General features: G+C 69.8%; 16 protein-coding genes. 9 read left to right on the forward strand and 7 right to left on the reverse strand.

Annotated elements, in window-relative coordinates:
* Positions 1-4 precede the first annotated feature (4 nt).
* The 4 genes from alaS (at position 5) to OV287_RS42675 (ending at position 7,194) form a co-directional block, all read left to right on the forward strand.
* On the forward strand, positions 5-2,698 hold the full coding sequence (gene alaS / locus OV287_RS42660; protein ID WP_267539780.1) for an alanine--tRNA ligase: 2,694 nt from the start codon (positions 5-7) through the stop codon (positions 2,696-2,698).
* On the forward strand, positions 2,695-3,324 hold the full coding sequence (locus OV287_RS42665; RefSeq protein WP_267539781.1) for a DUF4352 domain-containing protein: 630 nt from the start codon (positions 2,695-2,697) through the stop codon (positions 3,322-3,324). Before alaS ends, OV287_RS42665 begins: the two co-directional genes overlap by 4 nt.
* 26 nt (positions 3,325-3,350) lie before the next feature.
* A complete protein-coding gene (locus OV287_RS42670; protein ID WP_267539782.1) occupies positions 3,351-6,404 on the forward strand; it encodes a TIGR02266 family protein in 3,054 nt (1,017 codons plus the stop codon).
* A gap of 157 nt (positions 6,405-6,561) precedes the next feature.
* Positions 6,562-7,194 carry an outer membrane beta-barrel protein gene (locus OV287_RS42675; RefSeq protein WP_267539783.1) on the forward strand — a complete coding sequence of 211 codons (633 nt, stop codon included), beginning with the start codon at positions 6,562-6,564 and terminating at the stop codon, positions 7,192-7,194.
* A 72-nt stretch (positions 7,195-7,266) separates the two neighbouring features.
* Here OV287_RS42675 and OV287_RS42680 read toward each other — a convergent pair whose 3' ends face one another.
* Complete coding sequence (locus OV287_RS42680; RefSeq protein WP_267539784.1) at positions 7,267-8,910, reverse strand: sensor histidine kinase; 1,644 nt, start codon at positions 8,908-8,910, stop codon at positions 7,267-7,269.
* A gap of 126 nt (positions 8,911-9,036) precedes the next feature.
* A complete protein-coding gene (locus OV287_RS42685) occupies positions 9,037-10,374 on the reverse strand; it encodes a glutamate--cysteine ligase (RefSeq protein WP_267539785.1) in 1,338 nt (445 codons plus the stop codon).
* Between the two features lie 58 nt (positions 10,375-10,432).
* Here OV287_RS42685 and OV287_RS42690 point away from each other — a divergent pair, with 58 nt between their 5' ends.
* The 3 genes from OV287_RS42690 to OV287_RS42700 all read left to right on the forward strand — a co-directional run bounded on the left by OV287_RS42690 (position 10,433) and on the right by OV287_RS42700 (position 15,801).
* Positions 10,433-11,245 (forward strand): EI24 domain-containing protein, encoded by an 813-nt coding sequence (locus OV287_RS42690; RefSeq protein WP_267539786.1) that lies wholly within the window; start codon positions 10,433-10,435, stop codon positions 11,243-11,245.
* 223 nt (positions 11,246-11,468) lie between these two features.
* A complete protein-coding gene (locus tag OV287_RS42695) occupies positions 11,469-14,684 on the forward strand; it encodes an MXAN_5808 family serine peptidase (RefSeq protein ID WP_267539787.1) in 3,216 nt (1,071 codons plus the stop codon).
* A gap of 163 nt (positions 14,685-14,847) precedes the next feature.
* On the forward strand, positions 14,848-15,801 hold the full coding sequence (locus tag OV287_RS42700) for a hypothetical protein (protein WP_267539788.1): 954 nt from the start codon (positions 14,848-14,850) through the stop codon (positions 15,799-15,801).
* Here the strand turns inward: OV287_RS42700 and OV287_RS42705 are convergent.
* Positions 15,798-16,526 (reverse strand): glycerophosphodiester phosphodiesterase, encoded by a 729-nt coding sequence (locus tag OV287_RS42705; RefSeq protein WP_267539789.1) that lies wholly within the window; start codon positions 16,524-16,526, stop codon positions 15,798-15,800. The genes OV287_RS42700 and OV287_RS42705 overlap by 4 nt on opposite strands.
* A 108-nt stretch (positions 16,527-16,634) precedes the next feature.
* Between OV287_RS42705 and OV287_RS42710 the strand changes: the two genes are divergently transcribed.
* Positions 16,635-16,865 (forward strand): twin-arginine translocase TatA/TatE family subunit, encoded by a 231-nt coding sequence (locus tag OV287_RS42710; protein WP_267539790.1) that lies wholly within the window; start codon positions 16,635-16,637, stop codon positions 16,863-16,865.
* Here OV287_RS42710 and OV287_RS42715 read toward each other — a convergent pair.
* Positions 16,862-17,620: a hypothetical protein gene (locus OV287_RS42715; RefSeq protein ID WP_267539791.1), complete on the reverse strand. Its 759-nt coding sequence runs from the start codon at positions 17,618-17,620 to the stop codon at positions 16,862-16,864. The genes OV287_RS42710 and OV287_RS42715 overlap by 4 nt on opposite strands.
* Complete coding sequence (locus OV287_RS42720; RefSeq protein WP_267539792.1) at positions 17,607-19,913, reverse strand: zinc-ribbon domain-containing protein; 2,307 nt, start codon at positions 19,911-19,913, stop codon at positions 17,607-17,609. Before OV287_RS42720 ends, OV287_RS42715 begins: the two co-directional genes overlap by 14 nt.
* A gap of 150 nt (positions 19,914-20,063) precedes the next feature.
* Here OV287_RS42720 and OV287_RS42725 point away from each other — a divergent pair, with 150 nt between their 5' ends.
* A complete protein-coding gene (locus OV287_RS42725; protein WP_267539793.1) occupies positions 20,064-20,720 on the forward strand; it encodes a polyhydroxyalkanoate synthesis regulator DNA-binding domain-containing protein in 657 nt (218 codons plus the stop codon).
* A 137-nt stretch (positions 20,721-20,857) separates the two neighbouring features.
* Here OV287_RS42725 and OV287_RS42730 read toward each other — a convergent pair whose 3' ends face one another.
* The gene (locus tag OV287_RS42730; protein ID WP_267539794.1) at positions 20,858-21,670 is read right to left on the reverse strand and encodes a ParA family protein; all 813 of its coding nucleotides are present in this window, start codon (positions 21,668-21,670) and stop codon (positions 20,858-20,860) included.
* A 9-nt stretch (positions 21,671-21,679) separates the two neighbouring features.
* A complete protein-coding gene (locus OV287_RS42735; RefSeq protein ID WP_267539795.1) occupies positions 21,680-21,979 on the reverse strand; it encodes a hypothetical protein in 300 nt (99 codons plus the stop codon).
* Positions 21,980-22,030: the final 51 nt, after the last annotated feature.

Genomic DNA, 22,030 nt, shown 5'->3' on the forward strand with positions numbered 1-22,030 from the left:
CACCATGCCCTCTGTCCTGTCCGCCTCCCAGATTCGAGAGGCGTTCCTCAAGTTCTTCGAAGAGCGCGGCCATCGCCGCGTTGCGTCGTCCTCACTCGTCCCCCAGAACGACCCCACCCTGCTCTTCTCGGTGGCAGGCATGGTCCAGTTCAAGGACGTCTTCACGGGCCGCGAGAAGCGCGACTACACCCGCGCTACCTCCTCGCAGAAGTGCGTGCGCGCCGGCGGAAAGCAGAACGACCTCGACAACGTGGGCTTCACCGCGCGTCACCACACGTTCTTCGAGATGCTTGGCAACTTCTCCTTCGGCGACTACTTCAAGAGCGAGGCCATCGCCTACGCCTGGGAGTTCGTGACGAAGACGCTCGGGCTGACCAAGGACCGGCTCGCCGTCACCGTCTTCAACGGAGAGCGGGGCATCCCCTGGGACGAGGAGGCCTTCGAGCTGTGGGCGAAGCAGGGCGTCTCGCGCGACCGCATCTACAAGCTCGGCTACAAGGACAACTTCTGGGCCGCGGGTGACACCGGCCCCTGTGGTCCGTGCTCCGAAATCCACTACCACCAGGGAGACGACCTGCCCTGTGCCGAGGTGGCCGCGGGCCGTCCCTGCCAGGGCGTGGCGTGCGACTGTGACCGGTGGCTGGAAATCTGGAACCTCGTGTTCATGCAGTTCGAGCGCAAGGAGGCCGACGGCCCCCTCACCCCGCTGCCCCGGCCGTCCATCGACACCGGCGCGGGCCTCGAGCGCATCGCGTCCGTCGTCCAGGGCAAGCGCTCCAACTACGACACGGACCTCTTCCAGAGCATCCTGGCGCGCGTGAGCGAGCTGGTGGGCAAGCCCTACACCCAGGAGGGCGGGGCCTCCATGCGCGTGGTGGCGGACCACAGCCGCGCGGCCGCCTTCCTCATCGCCGATGGTGTGCAGCCCTCCAACGAGGGCCGTGGCTACGTCCTGCGCCGCATCATGCGCCGCGCCATCCGTCACGGCTCGCTGCTGGGGCTCGACGAGCTCTTCTATTTCAAGGTCGTGGACCGCGTGCTCGAGCTCATGGGTGACGCCTACCCCGAGCTGCGCGAGAACCGCACCTTCATCCTCGAGGTCACCAAGCACGAGGAGGAGAGCTTCCGCCGCACGCTCGACCGCGGCATGAAGCTGATTGATGAGAGCGTTGCAAAGCTCAAGCAGGCGGGTGAGACGAAGATGTCGGGCGCCGACGTCTATTACCTGCACGGAACCTACGGCTTCCCGTGGGACCTGACGGAGATCATCCTCCGGGAGCGGGGCATCCAGGCCGACATCGAGGGCTTCTGGACGGAGATCGAGAAGGAGGCCCAGAAGAACAAGTTCGGGGGCACTGGAGACAAGCAGGTAGGCGCCGTCTACCAGAAGCTGCTCGAGAAACTCGGCCCCACCGAGTTCCTCGGCTACGAGGGCGTGGGCCACGAAGGCGAGGGCTCCGTACGTGCCATCATCAAGGACGGCGCCGAGGTGCCCCAGGCGAGCGCGGGCGACGAGGTGGAGTTGGTGATGGACCGCACGCCCTTCTACGGCGAGTCCGGCGGCCAGCAGGGCGACACCGGCCGCGTGGTGGGCCACGGCGGTAAGGCGAAGGCGCAGGTGCAGGACGCGCAGCGCCCGGTGTCGGGCCTCATCGTCCACCAGGTGAAGGTCACCGAGGGCACCTTCAAGGTGGGTGACATGGTGCAGGCCAGCGTGGACGGCGAGCGGCGCTCATCCATCCGTGCCAACCACTCGGCCACGCACCTGCTGCACAAGGCGCTCAAGATGGTGCTCGGCGAGCACGTCAAGCAGGCCGGCTCCGTGGTGGCGCCCGACTACCTGCGCTTCGACTTCTCGCACTTCTCGCCCCTGACGCCCGAGCAGCAGGACCAGGTGGAAGATCTGGTCAACGGCTGGGTGCGCGAGAACACCGAGGCCCAGACGCGCGTGATGGGCCTGGAGGACGCGAAGAAGTCCGGCGCCGTCGCCATGTTCGGCGAGAAGTACGGCGAGACGGTCCGCGTCGTCACCGTGCACCCGCAGTCCACCGAGCTGTGCGGCGGCACCCATGTGCGGCGCAGCGGTGACATCGGGCTCTTCAAGCTGGTGAGCGAGAGCGGCGTGGCCTCGGGCGTGCGGCGTGTCACCGCCGTCACCGGCACGGGCGCGCTCCAGTACGTGCGCGAGACCGAGCGCGAGCTGAAGAAGGCGGCCGAGCTGCTGAAGACCTCGCCCAAGGACCTGGTCAAGCGCGTGGAGTCCGCGCAGAAGCGCATCAAGGACCTGGAGCGCAAGGTCGAGGAAGTGGCCGTCAAGGCGCAGGCCGGCTCCAGCAAGGATCTGCTCGAGCAGGCGCGCGACATCAACGGCATGAAGGTGCTCGCCACGCGGATGGACCCGGCGGACCCGAACGTGTTCCGCGGCCTGGCGGACCAGCTGCGCGACCGCATCAAGTCCGGCGTGATCGTCATCGGCGGCGAGAAGGACGGCAAGGTCGTCCTGCTGGTGGCGGCGACCAAGGACGTGGTGGCGCGGGGCATCCACGCGGGCAACCTGCTCAAGGAGATGGCCAAGGAGGTCAACGGCCGCGGCGGTGGCAAGCCGGACCTGGCCCAGGGTGGTGGCGAGGACCCCTCGCGCATCCCCGCCGCCTTCGACAAGTTCTACGAGCTGGTGAAGGGAACGAGCCTCTCATGACCCTGAGCACCCGAGGACTCGCGGTGCTCCTCTGCGCGGCGGCCCTCCTCGGGGGCTGCAAGAAGGAGGAGCCCGCCCCGAGCGAGGACCGCACCCTGGAGAAGCTTCGCCAGGAGGTGGACCGCGTCAATCAGGGCGGTGCGCCCGCCGCTTCGCCCGACGAGACCGACCCCAACGCCCGGCTGGCGGGGCTCGCCGCCGGACAGGACCAGGAGCAGGCGAAGACGTATGCCCTGCCCTCCAGGGAGACCGTCAAGGCGGACACGCTCGCGCTCCAGCCCTCGGGACTGGAGTCGCTGCACTCCCTGCGTGGCTCGGGCAAGGTGGCCCTCACCACCGACGAGCTGTTCCTGCGCGTGAAGCTCGATGCGCAGAACGCCGGCGAGAAGCCCGTGCACGTGGCGTTCTCGACAGCGCGGGTGGTGGACGCGGGGGGCAAGGAGTACCCCCTCGCCCGAGATGCCCAGACCGTTGGAGGAACACGCAAGCTGGACCGCACCTGGGAGCAGGAACAGCGCGACTCGGTGGTCCTCGTCTTCGAGGTGCCACCGGCCGCCATCGCTCCGGGACTGTCCCTCCTGATTCCCACCAGCAGCGGCGAGGACGCTCGCATCCCGCTGCAATGAGGCCCTCCGGGAGACGGTGACGCACGGTGACGGTCGAGCCCAAGCTGCTCCCGCTGCGCATCCGCCTCCCGTACGCGACGGAGGAGGACTTCGTCGAGAAGTACGGCGTGAACGTCGCGCGCGGGGGCCTCTTCCTCGCCACGCGCTCGCCCAAGCCCGAGGGCACGGGACTCGCCTTCGAGCTGGTGCTGGCCGATGGCGGGCGCCTGCTGCGCGGCGAGGGCGTGGTGGTGAAGTCCCAGGCCGAGGGTCCTCGCGCCGGGATGACCGTGCGCTTCGTGCGCCTCGATGCGTACAGCAAGGCGCTCATCGACCGCATCCTCGCCCGCCGCAACCACGGCGCCGAGAACACCGCCAAGGCTGGAGACATGGCGGCCCAGGCACGCGCACCCGCGCCGGAGCTGGCACCCGGACAGACGCAGGAGGCCATGACCGAGACACTCGCCGGGGTCCCCGAGCCCGCAGCGGGCCCGCCCGTCGAGACGCCGCGCGCGGAGGCGCCTGGGCCGGAGCAGGTTCCGCGCCCAGAGGCAGCACCGGGAACGGGGAAGCGCGGGCGGCCGGTCATCTCCGCGGAGGCGCTTCGCAAGCAGGCCTCGGCTCCCCCTGGAGCGCCCCCTGGCGTCCCCGCCGCACAGGAGCCAGCCGCACCGAAGCAGGCCATGCCAAAGCCGGCTGCGCCAAAGCCAGCCGCGCCGAAGCAGGCCGCCCCCCGTACACCGGCAGTTCCCACGCCGACCGGACCGGCCACCGATCCACGCCCGGCAGCTCCGGCCACTCCCAAGCAGACCCCCACCCGTGCGCCAGAGCCGAAGGTCCCGGCTCCCGCGCAGATGGCTCCTCCGGCCGCTGCGAAGCCCGCGGCGCCCGTTGCTCCACCCCGCGCGCCCGCACCGAAACCGGCCGCACCTGCTCCGCGGGAGGCAATGGCTCCGCCTGCGGCCCTCCCCGCGCAACAGGAAGTCCCGCCCACGCCGCCCCGACTCCCCGAGGCTCCAAAGCCAGAGAGCGTCCCGCAGCCCACGCCCGCCGCGTCCCCGCCCGCGAGAGTGCCCACCCCCGTGGAGCTCCCCGCCTTGACCGCGCGGCCCACGACCCAGGACCTCATCGCCAACGCCGTCCTGGAGCATCTCGCCCCGGATGAAGAGCTGCTCTCCCCCGAGAGCATCTCCGTGGAGCCCGAGCCTCCCGCCGCGCTCACTCCCGTGAACGAGGCGCCCGCAGCTCCCGCTCCGGTGGCGCCCCCCATCGCCGTGCACCCGGAGCCGCCCGTCGCCGAGACTCCGGCCCCGTCGGAGCCACCTGTCTCCGCGCCCCCGGAGCCGCCCGCCGCTCCCGCCATTCGCGAGCCCGCACCTCCCCCTCCGCAGGACACTCCCGCTCGTCCGGAGATTGCGCGCGAAGTACCGCCTCCCGCCGAGGAGCCCCGCCGTTCCATCTCGCCCGAGCTCAAGGGTCGACGGCGTGCCATCCTCGATGTGCCCATCTCCACGCCCGTGGCAGCCACCCACCCCGAGGTGGTGCTCGGCATCGACCTCGGCACCTCGCGGGCCCGCGTCGCCGTCCACCTCCAAGGCACGCTCCAGCTCATCTCCCCCGGCGAGGCCCAGGCCCTTTCCTCCCTCGTCGCAGTGGACGCCTCGGGCCAGCTCCTCGTGGGTGCCGCTGCCAAGGCCGAGGCCGAGCGCTCTCCTCGCCACGCCGTGCACGGCCTCCGCCGATTCCTTGGCCTGCGCGCCCGCTCGCCCCTGATGCGCGCACTGGGCGGTCCCCTGCCCTTCCCCATCTCCGCCGGCCCACACGGCGACGCCAGCATCGAGCTCCACGGCCGCAGCCAGCTCCTCCCAGAGCTCGCCGCCCAGCTCCTGCGCGAGCTCAAGTCCGCCGCCAGCGCCTTCCTCGGCCACGAGGCCACTCGCGCCGTCCTCTGCGTCCCCGCCCACTTCGACGACCGCCAGCGCGCCGCCATGCGCGAGGCAGGCTCACTCGCCGGGCTCGACGTCCTGCGCATTCTCAACGCACCCTCCGCCGCGGCGCTCGCCTTCGGCCATGAGCGGGGGCTCGCCCGCAAGCGTCTCCTGGTGGTGGAGCTCGGAGGCGGTGGCCTCGACGTGTCCGTCGTCCAGCTCACGGGAGATGATCTCGAGGTCATCGCCACCGGGGGAGATCCCACCGTGGGCGGCATGGACTTCGACGCGCGCATCGCCGAGGCCCTCGCCAACGAGCTCCAGGCCCAGGGCCTTCCCCGCCCCGAGCACCCCGCCGACTGGCTCCCCCTGCTCACCGCCGCCGAGGCCGCCAAGGTGGCCCTCAGCGAGCGCGAGGAGGTCTCCCTCCCGATCCCCGGTGCCCCCGCGCCGTTCTCGCTCAACCGCGAGCGCTTGGAGGCCATCACCGCGGACCTCGTGCAGCGCGTCACCCTCGTCGTCCGTCACGTGCTCGAATCCAGCGCGCTCTCGCCGCAGGGGCTCGACGAGGTGCTGCTGCTGGGAGGCCAAGGCCGCTCACCGCTGGTGCGTCGCCGGCTGGAGGAGAGCCTGGGCGTGCCCGTGCGCGCGGACGTGGAGGCCACCCACTCCGTGGCGCTCGGTGCGGCCTTGCTCGGCCAGGGACTGCTCGATGCCGCCGCGGGCAAGCCCGGGGCCACCGTCTCCGAGGTGCTCTCCGTCCCCATCGGCGTGGCCGAGCGCGGGGGCACGCTGCGCCGCGTCCTCGAGCGCAACACCCGCCTGCCCGCGGAGAAGACGCTCGTCCTCCCCGTCACACCCGGGCCGCTCACGCTCGCCCTCTTCCAGGGTCCCTCGCCGGTGGCCGCGGAGAACGAGTACCTGGGCACGCTCGCCTTCTCCATCGAGCGCCCCGGTGAGGCCGAGGTGCACTTCAGCCTCTCGCAGGACGGCACCCTCTCCCTCGCGGCCACGCTGCCCGGCGTGAAGCGCCACACGGTCTTCCCCGCCATGGACATGCCCGAGGACGCGGAGCTGGAGGCCGTCATCGCCCGCTCGCCACTGGAGGGAGAGCCCGAAGCGCGTCCGGGCGGGCTCCTCTCCGGTCTGCGCAAGCTCTTCGGCCGCCGCTGAGCCGCTCCACTGTCCGGGTAGAGCGAGAGGCCAGACGGCCGCTCCACGTCATGCCCGAGTCGGGCACGAGCGTCCGGGGCGGTGTGGTGTCAACTCCTTCTCATTCCAGACGAATGCCCAGATTTCGCCCAGCAGTCACTCGTGACGGGAGGACGAGATGAAGTTCCGTTCGTGGATGGGTGGTATCGCAGTGGTGGCCTTCTGCACCGCGGGCTCGGCATTCGCAGCCGTGGACGCGTCGCGAGTCGGCCGCGGAATCGATTACGAAGAGAACCAGGTGCCGGTGGGCATCGATGTGCGCGGCGGCTTCGGTAACTTCACCGGGAACTCAGGAGACCGGACAAAGGGGGGCCCGCTGCTCGGCATCACCGCCGATGCCCAGCCCTGGCCGTCCGTCGGCGTCGAGGCGGGCTACGAGGGACAGCGCCTGCCCATCGATGACGGGCGTGTCGGCGATGGAGAGGCCATGTGGCGCCACAACGTCGGCCTCCTGGCCAAGGCCGGCCCACCCCTGCTCAAAGCCAAGCTCTTTCCGTACGTGGGAGCCGGCGTCGGCCTGAGCTACCTCAACGCCAGTGAAGGCGCCGAGGGCCTCTACGACAACGACTTCATCGGGGAAGTGCCGCTCGCGGCCGGCGTGGACTACCGCTTCTCCCGGAACGTCTTCGCGGGTGCGCGCGCCACATACCGGGCCCTCATCGGCACGTCCTTCGCGAACGATGCCACCCCGGCGGGCGACACCACGGGCGGCCTGCTCAACTTCAACCTGACGGTCGGCGGCAGCTTCTAGCCGGTCCGCGGCAGGTCCCACTGAAGCGAGCCCCACCGTGCCTCCAGCCGAGGTGCGGTGGGGTTTCGTCTTCTAGGCCGCCAGGGTCCCGGGCTCCGGGGCCACTCCGGCGGTGTGCACCGGCAGGGAGATGCGGAAGGTGGTGCCCCGTCCCGGCTGGCTCTCCACGGTGATGTCCCCGCCGTGCATGGTGATGATGCGATGGCACACCGAGAGCCCCAGCCCGCTGCCCACCCCCGCTGGCTTGGTGGTGAAGAACGGCCGGAAGATGCGCTCCAGGTTCTCCGCCGGAATGCCACAGCCGGTGTCGCTCACCTCCACGAGGACCCGGGAGTCCGGACCCCGCCGGGCCACGAGCCGGATCTCGTTCTGGTCCACCTGTCCCGGGGCAATCGCGTGCGCCGAGTTGATGAGCAGGTTGAGGAACACCTGGCACAGGCGGGCCGCGTTGCCATGCGCCCGGGGCGCCCCCTCCGTCAGCATCACCACCCGCGCCCGCTGCCGGACCTCGTGCGCCGCCATCTTCGACGCGCTCCGCAGCACGGCCTCCAGGTCCACCGGGCCGCCCACCGCGTCGTCCGCGCGCGCCAGCATCTTGAGGTCCTGCACCAGCATGCGCACCCGCTCGGCCCCCTCGTGCGCCTCGGAGAGCGCCGCCAGCAACTCCTCGCGCTCCATGGGCGAAGGCGCGCCATGCATCCGCTCCAACTCCTCGCGCGCGTAGCCGAGGTTGCCGAGAATGAAGGCCAGCGGGTTGTTGATCTCATGCCCCACGCCCGCCGCGAGCTGGCCCACCGTCACCAGCCGGTCCGCGAAGAGGAGCTGCGCGTTGGCCTCCTCCAGCTCGGTGGTGCGCTGGCGCACGGTCTCCTCCAGCAAGGTGTTGTAGCGGCGCATCTCCCGCTCCGCGGCCTCGGCCTCGGCCTTCGCCAGTCGCTCCTTCTCGCGCACGGTGTCGCGCAGCTCCGCGGCCATCCGGTTGAAGGCCCGTGCCAGCGTGGCGTACTCGTCCCGGCCCTTCACCTGCAGCTCGGTGGTGAAGTCACCCCGGCCGATGCGCGCCGCCCCTCGCAGCAGCTCCAACGATGAGCGCCGCAGCGTGATGAGCACGGTGGCAGCCAACGAGAGCACCAGGCCCAGCGCCACCAGCGGCACGACCACGCCGGCCACCTGGCTGGCCCGGAGGGCCTCGAGCTGTCTGCTCTTGAGCCGCGACAGCCGCGCGCGCTTCGTCACCCAGGCCTTGTCGAGGTACGGCATCACCTCCGAGCGGTAGGAGTCGATCGACTCGTGCAGCACCCGGTCCGCCCCTCCCGTCCCGGCCTGCAGCACACGCGCCTCCAGGCCTCCCATCCAGCCCAGGTGCGCCCGCTGCGCCGCCTCGATGAGGGAGAGATCTCCGGCGAGCTCCTCGGGCAGCTTCTCGAGTGCCACCAGCTCCCGGAGGTGCGCGAAGTCCGCCTCGGCGCGCCGCTGCTCCTCCTCGAGCACCCCCCGGAGCGCCTGCCCCTTCCCGTGCGCCTCCAGCAACGTGTGCGGCACCCACACCGCGTCGCCAGTCAGCTTGCCGTACAGGGTGTTCTGCTCCTGCATGGCGAAAATCTGTTCCGTGCTCACCCGTCCCCGCGTGGCCAGGGTGTACAGCGCGCCCCCCACCACCGCGACGAGCCCCACCGCCACCGCAGCGAACAGCAGGATCTTGCCGCGTACCGTCATCGCATTGGCCTCTCGGATGGACCCCGGGGCCTCCCCGGTGCCCTAAAACCGAGCCGCCAATACCTCAAACCCGCCAATCAAGCCATACCGGAATTATCCAACAGGGCGGTATTTGTCGAGAACCTATCACAACTGGGCGCGGTCGAGGAGCGCCTCGGGGCGGGGATCCTTCTCCCAGGCCTCCAGCACCCACTGGCCGGGCGAGCGGCCCGAAGCGGCCACCTCGGCGAGCGGCTGGAGCAAGGGGGCGTCCTCCGGGTCCAGGCGCTCCAGGCCCCGGCGGGCGATGGCCACCATCTCCCCCGCCAGCCGGTGCAGCTCCTGGTTGCCGAGCCGCCCGGCCAGGCCCTGCCGGCGCGCGGTGTCGTGGAAGGCCAGGTGCTCCTCATAGGAGAGCTTCGGCAGCAACTTCTCGGCCTCGTCCATGGCGCCCAGGCCGTACAGCAGGCCCCGCCACAGCGCCGCGAGCGCGCCCGTCATCGGGGCCGACACGCAGTCCGCGCCGCGCACCTCCATCACCTTCTTGAGCCGCACCTCGGGGAAGAGCGTGGAGAGGTGGTCCGTCCAGTCGGACATGTCGGCGGGCGCGCCCTCGAAGCCCTCCTTGATGAACTGGCCGAAAGTCATCTTCGGGCGGAGGTACTCGCCGCGCCGGCGCAGGAAGAGGATGGGGGCCGCCAGGGCCCAGTCCACGTAGGCGCGGTAACAGAAGGAGCCGTCGAAGAAGGAGCGAAGATATCCACAGCGGGTGGGGTCCACCTCGTCCCAGACGCGGTTGCGGAAGGACAGGTAGCCCGAGGGCTTGCCGTCCACGATGGGGCTGTTGGCGTAGAGGGCCACCATCAGCGGGGCCAGGCGCGCCGTCAGCACCGTCTTGCGCACACAGTCGGCCTCGCTCTCCCAGTCGAGGGAGACCTGGCCGGTGGAGGTCATCAACATCATGTTGTGCGCCAACCGGCCGCGCTCGGGCAGGCTCTGGCGCATGGCGACGTAGCGCGTCTTGGGCATCCACGGCATGTCGGCCGGGGTGCTGAAGGGCCGGTAGCCCAGGGCCACCAGGCGCAGCCCGAGCGGGGCGGCGGCGGCCTTCACCTCGGCCAGGTGGGCGAGGTTCTCCGCGTGGGCCTCGCGCGCAGTGCGCAGGGGCGAGCCGGACAGCTCGAGCTGCCCGCCGGGCTCCAGGGAGATGGTGAGCATCCCCTTCTGCAGGGCGATGGCGGGGGAGGACGGCGTCTCCCGGAAGGGGGTGTAGCCGTTGGGCGCCAGCCGCTCCAGCAGCGCGCCGATGCCCGAGGGCCCCTCATAGGGCACGGGCCGGGCGGAGCCGACGGGGTAGACGAATTTCTCGTGCTCGAGCCCCAGCAGGTGCTGTGACGGAGGCTTCTCGGCGGATCTGAAGCCCGCCAACAGCATGTCGACGGAGGTGATCGGCTCGGAGGATGCGCGCTGGAGGTCGAGAGACATGGCCGCCCTATATAACGCTCGTTGACCCCGCTGCCGTCATTTGAGCATCGTGGCGGCAATGACCCACCCCTCACCGGTGCCCACCTTCTCCAACCGGGCCGGTCCTGCGGACGTAATCCAGGGGCTCGGCCTCATCTACCGGGCCTGGAGCCTCATCTTTCGCACCCCCGCGCTGATGCGGCTGTCGGCCCTGTGCGCGGCTGTTACCCTGGTCACATTGGGAGCGCTCTTCGTCCTCCTCTGGATGTATTCGCCGGACATGCTGGGATGGATGTGGACCCGGCCCGAGCCCTGGTACGCCCAGGCTGTCTGGTACCTCGTCCTGGTGTTGCTGTTCCTCGTACTGCTGGTGGTGGGGGCCAACGTGGTGGTGCCCCTGGTGCTGGCGCCCTTGCAGGATCCGCTGTCCGAGCTCACCGAGGCCCAATGTGGCGACTTCACCGCTCCCCCCTTCCGGCTCGGCTCCTTCTTCCGAGGGCTGGCCACCGGGGTGGGGCATACGCTCTCGCGCATCTTCTTCCTGGTGCTGGGCCTGGCGGTGCTCTTCCCGCTCAACCTGATCCCCGTGGTGGGCAGCATCGCCTGGACGGTGCTGGGGGCCGTGTGGACGATGCTCTGGCTGGGGGGCGAACATCTGGCCGCGCCCATGACGCGCCGCCTGTACCCCTTCGCCGAGGTGCGCCAGGTGCTGCGCCAGCGCTGGCTGCTCTGCCTGGGCTTCGGGGCGGGCGTCTACGTCCTGCTCTGGGTACCGATTCTCAACAGCCTCTTCCTGCCGGTGGCCATTGTCGGCGGCACCCTCCTCTACCGGGGGCTGCTCGCAGCGGGCAGCGTGCCTCCTCCCCCCTCGTCCGGGCTTGTCGGGAAATAATCCCCCAGCCCGGTTGTCACGTCCGAAGGCCCCGAGCCGGGAACGCAGCACGCGCTCGTGGCGTTATCGAACGCTGCGGGAAGGCGTCGGCTTGAAGCACCAAGAGGCCATGATTAGGCTTGCCCGGTTGCTCCCGGCACTCGTTCTTCACGCCAACCGCTCGGATTTGCTGGGCTTTTCACGTATCACCCCCGGGGCCCATGGGCCCCACCCTGGATGAACCATGCCGCGACTCTTTCGCCGGATCACCGCCGTCGCCGTTCTCCTTGGCGCCTGGGCCCTCGTGGGCAACGACCGGGCCCCCCTCCCCCTGACACTCGGCGTGGCGGAGGCCGGCCAGGGAAGCTCGGACTCCACCCGCATCGCCGGTGAGAAGGGAGGCCCTCAGCATGACCTCTCCTCCCTGCGCGTCTTCACCAAGGTCATCCTCTATGTGAAGGACAACTACGTTGACCCCAAGCGCGTGAAGCCCAAGGAGATGATGATCTCCGCGCTGGAGTACGTGGAGAAGAGCGTCCCGGACGTGCTGGTGGACGGCAACGCCGAGACGGGCAAGCTCAACGTCAACGTCAACGGCAAGACGCGCGAGTTCGACATCAGCCACGTCGACTCGCTGTGGAAGATGTCCTTCACGCTCAAGGACGTCTTCGACTTCGTGAACAAGAACATGCGTCCCATCGACGACACCCGCGACATCGAGTACGCGGCCGTCAACGGGATGCTCTCCACCCTGGATCCGCACTCGGTGCTGCTGCGCCCCGAGGTGTACCGGGAGATGAAACTGTCCACCAAGGGTGAGTTCGGTGGCCTGGGCTTCGTCATCCAGATGCGCGAGGGCAACCTCACCGTGGTGAAGGTGCTGCCCAAGACGCCGGCGGCGCGCGCGGGCATCCAGAAGGATGATCAGATCAAGAAGATTGGCGAGGAGTCCACGGTCAACATGGACCTCAACGAGGCCGTGTCCAAGCTGCGCGGCCCGGTGGACAGCCGCGTGGGCATCACCGTGGAGCGCAAGGGCTGGGAGAAGCCGCGCGCCATGACGCTCAACCGCGCGATGATCTCCATCGAGAGCGTCCAGCACAAGCTGCTGGCCGGCAACGTGGGCTACGTGCGACTGAAGAACTTCCAGGGCAACACCACGCGCGACCTGCAGTCGGCGCTCTCCGAGATGCGCCGTCAGGCCGAGCCCAAGGGTGGGCTCAAGGGTGTGGTGCTGGACATGCGCGGCAACCCGGGCGGTCTGCTCGAGCAGGCCATCCAGGTGTCTGACACCTTCCTGTCCAACGGCACCATCGTCTCGACGGTGGGCCTGTCCGACAAGCTGCGCGAGGAGAAGCGCGCCCGTCCGGACGAGGGGGAGGACACCTACCCCGTCGCCGTGCTGGTGAACGCGGGCAGCGCCTCGGCCTCGGAGATCGTCGCCGGCGCGCTCAAGAACCTCAACCGCGCCGTCATCATCGGCCGCCAGACGTTCGGCAAGGGCAGCGTGCAGGTGCTCTATGACTTCCCGGACGACAGCGCGCTGAAGCTGACCATCGCCAAGTACCTCACCCCCGGTGACGTCTCCATCCAGGAGGTGGGTATCGTCCCGGACATCGAGTTGGTGCCCTCGGCCGTCACCGACGAGCGCGTGCTGGTGTTCGCCCCGCGCAAGACGATTGGCGAGGCGGACCTGGATCAGCACTTCGGCAACCCCAACTCGGACTCGGTGGCCAAGAAGCGCGAGGACGTGCTGGGCCGCGAGAAGCCGCTGGAGACGGTGAAGTACCTCAAGCTGGACGAGAAGCAGGTGCAGGCCGCCGCCAAGAAGCAGGAGGAGGCCGCCAAGAATCCCGAGACGGCCGCCAAGGACACCAAGGCGCACCCGCTGCTGGACATCGACTCGGTGAGCACCGGCGAGGAGCTGGACGACCAGATGGACGCCGAGAGCCAGGAAGAGGTGAAGGAGGACTTCGAGGTGCAGTTCGCTCGCGACTACGTCCTGCAGATGCCCTACAACGACCGTCGCCAGATGCTGCAGAAGGGCAAGGGCTTCGTGGAGAAGAAGCGCGAGGAGGAGGAGCTGCGCATCAACTCCGCCATCCAGGCGCTCAACGTGGACTGGAGCGCGGGCACCACGCCCAAGGACGTGAAGCTCGCGGCCACCTTCGCCCCCACCGCCGACCAGCGCATCGCCGCGGGTGAGACGTTCGACCTGACGCTCACCGCGGAGAACAAGGGCCTCGAGCCGCTCAAGCGCGTGCGCGCCTGGACGGAGAGCGACAACTACTACCTGGATCGCCGCGAGTTCCTCATCGGCAGCCTGGCCCCGGGTGAGAAGAAGACCTGGAAGGTGAAGGTGAAGCTGCCCAAGGACCTGACCTCCCGCCGTGACGAGGTGACGGTGAAGTTCCACGACGACCACGGGGCCCTGCCCACCACGCTGGTGAGCGAGCTCAACTTCGCCGAGCTGCCGCGTCCCGCCTTCGCCTTCAACTGGCAGGTCGTCGACACGTGCGAGTCGTGCAACGGCGACGGCCAGGCCCAGCGCGGCGAGGACATCACCCTGGTGATGGACGTGACGAACACCGGCAAGGGCAAGGCGCTCGACTCGTTCGCGCAGATCAAGAACCTGGGAGACCCGAACATCTTCATCGAGAAGGGTCGCTTCAAGATTGGCGAGCTGGCCCCGGGCGAGACGAAGACGGCGCGCTTCCAGCTGTCGGTGAAGAAGGGCTACCGCGAGGAGACCTTCCCGCTGCGGCTGGCCATCGTCGACGAGCCGCTCGAGGAGTTCGCCATGGAGAAGCTGGAGCTGCCCGTGTCGGACGCCGCGGTGGCCAGGCTGGAGCCGAAGAAGGGCCTGGTGCGGGTGTCGGAGAAGGCCGAGCTGCTGGCCTCGCCTCAGCAGGGCGCCACGGTGGTGGCGAAGCTCTCGCGCCCGGCGGTGCTCAACACCGACGCGGTCACCAAGGGCTTCTACCGGGTGGAGCTGGACAAGGACCGCTTCGCCTTCGTGAGCACCGAGAACGCCCGCGACACGCGCGGCAAGGCCGCGGCGCCCCAGATGGCGTACGTGGCCCGCCGCTCGCCGCCGGAGATCAAGCTCGACGTGGACCTGGGCCAGGGTGGCCTGGTGGCCAACGGCGAGAAGTACACCCTCACGGGTGAGGTGGACGATGCCCAGGGCCTGCTGGACATGTACGTGCTGGTGAACGACCAGAAGGTCTACTTCCAGGGCGTGGACGCCAAGGCCAAGGCGGGCGAGCCGCACAAGCTCAAGTTCTCCACCGAGTTCTCCCTCAAGGAGGGCAACAACAGCGTGCTGGTGGTGGCCCGCGAGAGCACCGACTTCGCCAGCCGCCGCACCCTGGTCATCCGCCGCCGTCCGGCCGAGGTGGCCCAGAAGCTGACGGCGCCGGCCACGGCCACCAAGCCGACCAAGTCGGCCACGCCGTGAGCAGGTAGCTGGACTGAACGTCCGAATTCCGGGCGGCTTTCGTCGGGGCCCTTACGCCCCCTCGGAAGCCGCCCGTTTTATTGACGCTTTCCTCGGACGCACGCTAGCGTCGACCCCCGATTGGCGCCACCGCCGGACGCGCGCCTGGGAGGCGGTACTGAGGATGCGGACGTTCAGCCGTGGGATGGCCCTCGCGGTACTGGTGTGCGGCTCCGCCGCGTACGCGGATCGCAACGACTTCAGGTTGACGAATCTCGGCAACCCGAACCAATTCGCGAGCTCCGGCTCGACCACGCCGTCGACCAACTATAACCCGGAGGCCCACGGGGACTTCCGTGCCTTCGCCCGCACCTTCGCGGCGGTGATGACGTCGGCGAACCTCATGCCCCCGGAGACGCTGGGGCACGCGGGCTTCTCGCTCAACGCGGAGCTGAGCGTCATCGCCCTGCCCTCGCCGGGCAACCAGGACGGCCAGGTCACGCTTCCCACCGAGGGGGCGGCGACGAATCCGCTGCTGCTCCCCTCGGTGCACGTGCGCAAGGGCCTGCCCTTCTCCTTCGAGCTGGGCGCCCGCGTGGGGTGGATCGACCGCAGCAGCATGTTCGCCGCCACCGGCGAGGTGAAGTGGGCCGTCAACGAGGGCTTCACCTGGCTGCCGGACGTCGGCGTGCGCGCCCACGTGACGCGGCTGATGGGCAACAAGGACTTCGACCTGACGGCGGCCGGCCTCGACATCGGCGTGGGCAAGCAGTTCCCGCTCGGGGGCATGGTAACGATCACCCCCTACGGCGGCCTGGACCTGGTGGGCGTGGCGGCCAGCACGGACACGCTCGACTTCAACCAGAGCCGGACGCGCGGCGACACCCTCAACCCGGCCAGCCCCTACGCCGGCCTGGACAACACCGGCGTCTACCAGGAGGTGAAGCTGGGTGAGAACATCAACAGCCGCCTCTACGGAGGCGCGCGCTTCATCAGCGGCGCGCTGCAGCTCGGCGCCGAGATCTCGCTGAGCAACCAGGGCGCCATCGAGGTGGCCAACACCCAGACGGGCGAGACGAGGAGCCGCGCCCTGCCCGCCGTGTTCGCCTTCAGCACCACGCTCGGCCTGGACTTCTAGGCCGCCTTGCCGCGCAGGGCCTCGCGAATGAAGCGGGGCTTGTTGGTGATGAGGTAGGAGACGCCCATCTCCTCCAGCTCCCGGGCGCGCGCTGCGTCATCCACCGTCCACACCGCCACGCGCAGGCCCCGGCGCCGCCACTCCTCCACGAGCTCCGGGGTGCACTGCTTGTGGTACGGGTGCACCGAGTGGGACGAGACGAGCGGCGTCACCACGTTCGCCTGCAGCCCCCAGCTCTTGTCCGGGTCGATGAGGAAGCCGCGGCGCAGCGCGGGCGCGGCGGCCGCCGTCCGGAAGAGGCACAGCGGGTTGAAGCTGGAGATGACCACCCGCTCGGCCAGTTCCCAACGGGTGACCAGCTCCGCCACCTTCTGGGAGAGGCCGCCGTCGTTGGCGTGATCGCACTTGAGCTCGATGTTGATGAGGAAGTGCGAGGGCAGCGCGTCCAGCACCTCCTCCAGCAGGGGAATGCGGGCGGGCGCGAAGCCGAGCCGGCTGCCCACGTCTGCCCCCTTCAGCTTCCACCAGGACGTGGTGCGCACCTCCCAGGGCAACCCGGCGAGCCGCTCCAGATGCTCGTCGTGGCACACCACCACCTCGCCGGAGCCGCACACCATGGCGTCCAGCTCCACGCCGTCGGCCCCCTGGGCTACGGCCTCCTGGAAGGCGGCGAGGGTGTTCTCCGGGGCATCAGCGCTGGCACCTCGGTGGGCGAGCAGGAGCATGCCTCGCAATGTGCAACAGCCCGGCCCCCGGAGCGAGCGTCCTGAAGGGCCCCGTCTCCGGCGACAGGCGGCTTGCCTCACCCCCGGCTTTGCTGCACTGTGCGCGACATGCTGGGGCTGCGTACCGGGGAGATTCTGTTCATCGCGTTCATCCTGGTGGTGGTGTTCTCCGCCGCTCGGATGGGTCAGCTCGGCAATGCCGTGGGCAAGTTCGTCTACTCGTTCAAGAAGGCCTCCAAGGGTGAGGACTTGGTGGACGTGAAGACGCTGCCCCGCTCCAAGCGCGGCCAGGACGTGTCCGACGCTGACTACACCGACTCCGGCCCCAAGCGCGGCTAGCTCGAACCTACCGGCGCATCCCCGGCCAACAGGCGCGCGGCCTGTTCGCGCAGCGAGGGGTGCACGGATGTGTCCCCGGCCAGCTCGGCCAGATCACTCCCATTGAGCAGCGGGACGATCTTCACCCCCACCTCCGGCGGCAGGTACGGGTTGAAGACAAGCGCCCGGCGCACTCCATGCCGCGAGGACCAGCGCGGCGACTGCCAGATCTCCACCAGCGGCTCCGGGCGGGCCGGACGACGCGCCGCCATGCGCACCACCAGCGGCTCGGTGAGGCGAGGGTTGAGGAGCGCGTTGCGCACCACCGCGGGGTTGCTCGCGGTGACCAGCCGCGCGAGCATGTCCGGGTCCCTCGTGAGCCGGGCCTGCTGCTTGAGGTGCCCCAGGGACTGGGTGAGGAGCTTCGCATCCGCCTTGGCGGCCGCGCCCTCGTCGAACTCCTTCTGGGCCGGCGCCGTCTCGAAGAGGTCCGCCACCGACTCCAGCGACTGCACCTCGGCCATGCGCCTCATGGAGTCCGCGTAGGGAATGCTCGCGGCCTCCCGGCCCAGCGCCGCCACGAAGGCGGAGAGGACGCAGGTGGCCGGCTCCCAGGCGGAACGGGCCAGGAAGATGACGTGATGGAGCAGCTCGTTGGCGTCGAGCGGATCCCTCCGCGCGAGCTCTCGCGCGGCGGCCTTGCGGACGATCTCCGCTCCCCCGCTCAGCACATGGAGCCGCCGAACGACAACTCTGGCCTCCTCACGGCTGGGCATTGCCGGCACTACCCTCCTTGGCCCCTCCACTGGCAACGGCAGCCTGCGGCTCGAGCGTCACCTCGAGCCGGATACCGCTCAGGTCCTCGGGGTACTCGTAGAAGAAGACGATGAAGGGCGCCCGGGCACCGGGAGCCACCTCCTTGGCGGCGGCATCCAGACGGGAGCGGAGCGCATCGGCCTCGCCCGCGCTCCCAATCACGTGGAGCTCCTCCGGCGTGGGAACAGCGCCCACGAGCCCCTCGGCGGACTTCACCTGATTGTCCCCGTCGTACAGTGCAACCCCCGCCTTCACCCGGATGGCGGAGGTGCCACGGTTCTCCACCTCGCCGCGGACGAAGAAGAGGCTGCGCCCGTCACGGGTCGTATAGAGGCCGTTGGACAGATCCTTCGCCACCAGGGGCCGCGTGGGCGACACCAGCTCGCGCATGCGCGAGGGCGACAGGGCCGACAGCTCCACCCGCCCACCGTTGAGCCAGGCGATGGCCACGGCGACCAGGCCCACCAAGAGCACCGCTCCCACCACGAGCTGAGCGGCCACCCCGGCCAGACGCTGCACCAGGCTAGGGCCATGGCTCTCGCTGCGTGGCGTCTCCTGCTTCGGGGGCGGCGCGGCAATCACCGGCGGCGGAGGCGCGGGCGGCAGATCCGCGAGCACCTCGCGGCCCGGAGCACCCTCGCCCGGCCCTGGGAAGTCGGGGAACGGGTTGCGCTCCGTGGGCGCGCCCGCCTTGGCGATGGGGGTGGCCGGAACCGTCTGCGTGGCCCCCCAGTCCGGGATGCCCGACGGAGCACCTTGCTGCGGAGCACCCCAGTCCGGGATGCCCGATGGAGCGCCCTGCTGCGGAGCACCCCAGTCCGGGATGCCCGAGGGCGCAGGGCTCGAAGCGGGCGCTGGAGGCTGTGCAGAGGCCGGAGGCAGCGCCGCCACCGGGTCGAACGTGGCAAACGGGTTGTTGCCCTCGAGCCCCTCCATCTCGTTCGGAGCCGCGGCCGGCACCGGCGCGGGGCCCTTCGCGGAAGCCGGAGGCAGCGCCGCCACCGGGTCGAACGTGGCAAACGGGTTGTTGCCCTCGAGCCCCTCCATCTCGTTCGGGTCCGCGGCCGGAACCGGCACGGGCGCGGGCCTCCGGACCGGCGTGGGAGCCGGAGTCGGCGGCTGGGGCTGGAACGAGACGAACGGGTTGTTGCCCTCGAGCCCGTCCATCTCCTCATAGGCCGGAGAGGGCGCGGCGCCGCGAGGCGGCAGCGTGGGCGTGGCCGGAACCGTCGGCGCGTTGTCCGGCGGCAGCGAGAACGGATCGTTCTCCTCGAAGGCCATCGGAGCGCGCGCAGCGCCGCGAGGCGGCAGCGTGGGCGTGGCCGGAACCGTCGGCGCGTTGTCCGGCGGCAGCGAGAACGGATCGTTCTCCTCGAAGGCCACCGGAGCGGTTTTGCGAGGCGCGGGCGCGGGGCTCCTGGCCGGAACCTGCACGGGCACGGGCGCGGCGGCCTGCGCCGGCTTCGGGGCCGGCGGAGCGCTCCGGGTGGGCACCGTCATGGGGACAGGCTTGGGTGCCGGCGGCAGCGTGGGCACCGGAGCAGGGAGCGTCGCCTCCGTGTCGGTCGAGCCGAACGGATTGTTCTCGTCGAAGGAGAAGGGGGCGCTGCTCACAGGCGCGAGCGCGGGGCTCTTCGCCGGAACCTGCACGGGCACGGGGCTCTTCGTCGGAACCTGAACAGGCACGGGCGCGGCGGCCTGCGCCGGCTTGGGGGCCGGAGCCGCCGGCCTGGGAGGCTGGACCGGTCCGGTCGCGAGCGCCCCAGCGGGCTTGTTGGGAATGGGGGCCTTGGCGGCGAGCTTGAGCGCCTCGGCGGGAGTGGGGGTGTTCTCCCCCATGAACTCCATCAATGGATCCAGGTCGATGGTCGCCGGGGTCTTCGGCGCCTCCAGCGAGGAGACCCGCGGCACAACGGCCGGAGCACCTCCGCGAGGAGAGGCGATCCCCGGAGTCGACGCGGCGCTCACGGGCCCATCGAAGAGGTTATCCAGTCCCACCGGACGTGCCGGCTTACCCGAGGGCGGAGAGGCCCGCGGCACCTCGAGGGGCGTGCCCGCACGAGGAGTAGCCGGCGGTTTCACGGCCGGGTCTGGGGATGGCACTGCCGGAGCCGGCGCGGTGGACGAGACGTCCTCCCGCGCGACCCGGAAAGTATGCTGACACTTCGTGCAGCGGACCTTGACCCCCTTGTCCGTCACCTTCTCGTCGGGGATCTTGAACCGCGTCTGACACCGCTCACACTTGACGATCATTCAGGGCTCGGCCGGTCCCGGAGTATAGGCGCAGTGGCGCTCCATCGCGAGCATGCCTCCACCCGGCTTGCCCGCCCCCCACCCCTCTGCTACAGGCATGCGTCCCACACCGTGTACGCAAGCGCCCGGAGTGGGCGGAGAACCGAGATTATGAGCGAGCCAGAGCAGGCAGGCGTGCCGGGCAAGGAGCCCAAGGTCATCAAGCGGTATACCAACCGCAAGCTCTACGACACCGTCGAGAGCCGATATGTGACCCTGGATGAGATCGCCGCGATGATCAAGGAGGGCGTGGAGGTCCAGATCGTCGACAATCGGACGAAAGAGGATCTCACTTCCGTCACGCTCGCGCAGATCATCTTCGAGGAGGAGAAGAAGCGGAACCGGATGCCCCTGACGGTGCTCCGGGAGATCATCCGCCATCCGGGCGAGTCGCTGACGGGCTTCATCCAGAAGGAAGTCACCCCGAGGGTGGTGTCCATCCGGGAGGAGGCCGAGTCGCGGCTGGACAAGCTGCTGAGGCGCGAGAAGGGCGAGGAAGGCGAGCAGGTGGCCGAGCCCACGCCTGCTGAGCAGCCGGCCGAGCAGCAGCAGCAGCAGGAGGCGGGAGGCGGCGCGGCGGAGCTGCTCAAGGCGAGCCAGCGGGCGCTGGAGGACTGGCAGCGGAAGATTGACGAGCGGGTGAAGCACGCCGTGGAGAACCTGGCGGGCAACCTGCCGGCGCTGGGCCGCGACATCCAGGTGCTGGCGCAGCGGTTGGAAGAGCTCGAGAAGAAGCTGGACGAGCTCGAGAAGAACAAGCAGCAGTAGCCGCCCCCCTTCCCTCTCCCCCCCGGGAGAGGGTCTGGGTGAGGGTATCAAGGCCTGCGCTCATCCCCGTGTGACGCCCTCCTGGGAGCGGTGCGCCGGGGACATCTCCAGTCCGAGGAAGAGCAGCGGCGTGGCAACTACGCCACGCGGGGAGCCTTCTTCCCGCGCTTCGAGGCCTTGGCGGGCGCGCCGTCGAAGATCTCCGTGGCGATGGCGGCGAGCATCTGAGCGCCAGTGCTGCTCGGGGCGTACTCCCAGATGGTCTTCCCGTGACTCTGGGCTTCATCCACCTTGACGTTGTAGCCGAGCGGCGTGGCGGCGAGGGACTCAGGGAAGTAGGCCTTGAGGCGCTCGAGGATGGCGGTGGCGAGCGCGGTGCGCCGGTAGAGGGTGGGCACGACCTTGGTGATGCGCAGCCCGGGGCGGCCCTCGGTCTCGGCGACCTGGCGAACGGTGTCAGCCACCTCGGCGCAGCCATCGAGCGCGAAGTACGTGAGGGCCACGGGCACCACCACCTCGGTGGCGGCCACGAGGATGTTGCGCGTGGTGATGCCCATGGACGGAGGTGCGTCGAAGACGATGACGTCGAAGCCAGCGGCCTCCGCGGGCTCCAGCCGCTCGGCGAGCCGGTACGCGCGGCGCTCGTCCTGGGCCACCACCAGGGGGAAGTCCGCCATCTCCTTGTAGGCGGGCAGGACGGACAGGCCCTCGATGGCCGAGGGCTGAATCACGTCCTCCAGGCGCACGGCCGGGTCGGTGAGCAGGTGGAAGACGTTGCGCGGCAGGGTACGCACGTCCAGGCCGAGCGACTTGCCCGAGTGCCCCTGCGTGTCCAGGTCCACCAGGAGCACCTTGAGCCCGCGCTCTCTGGCGAGCCACGCCGCGGTGTTGACCGCCAGCGTCGTCTTGCAGGTGCCACCCTTCTCGTTGATGAAGGCGATGCGCCGCATGGGTGGCCTCTACTTCTTCCGGGCCGACACCAGCGTGTCCAGCTTGGACTCCACCGAGGACAGTAGCCGCTCCAGGTCATCCACCTTGTTGCGCAGCTGCTCCACGTCCGCGCTGGAGGGCAGGTTCATCGCCGACAGTGCCGAGCGCAACGCTCCGTCCAGCGTGCCCTTGGCGGCCAGCGAGCGCGCCACCAGTGTCTGCACCGTCGCCACGAACTTCTCGTTGGACATGAGCTGCTGCGCCAGCTTGCCAACGCGCTCCTCGCCGGTCTCGACGAGCTTCTTCACCACCGGATTGTCTTTGAGCATGGGGGTATCCATCGGTCCGCGGGTTTTCGACACGGGGGACGCGGAAGGTTC

It is taken from the genome of Archangium lansingense (assembly GCF_026626635.1).
GTDB lineage: Bacteria > Myxococcota > Myxococcia > Myxococcales > Myxococcaceae > Archangium > Archangium lansingense.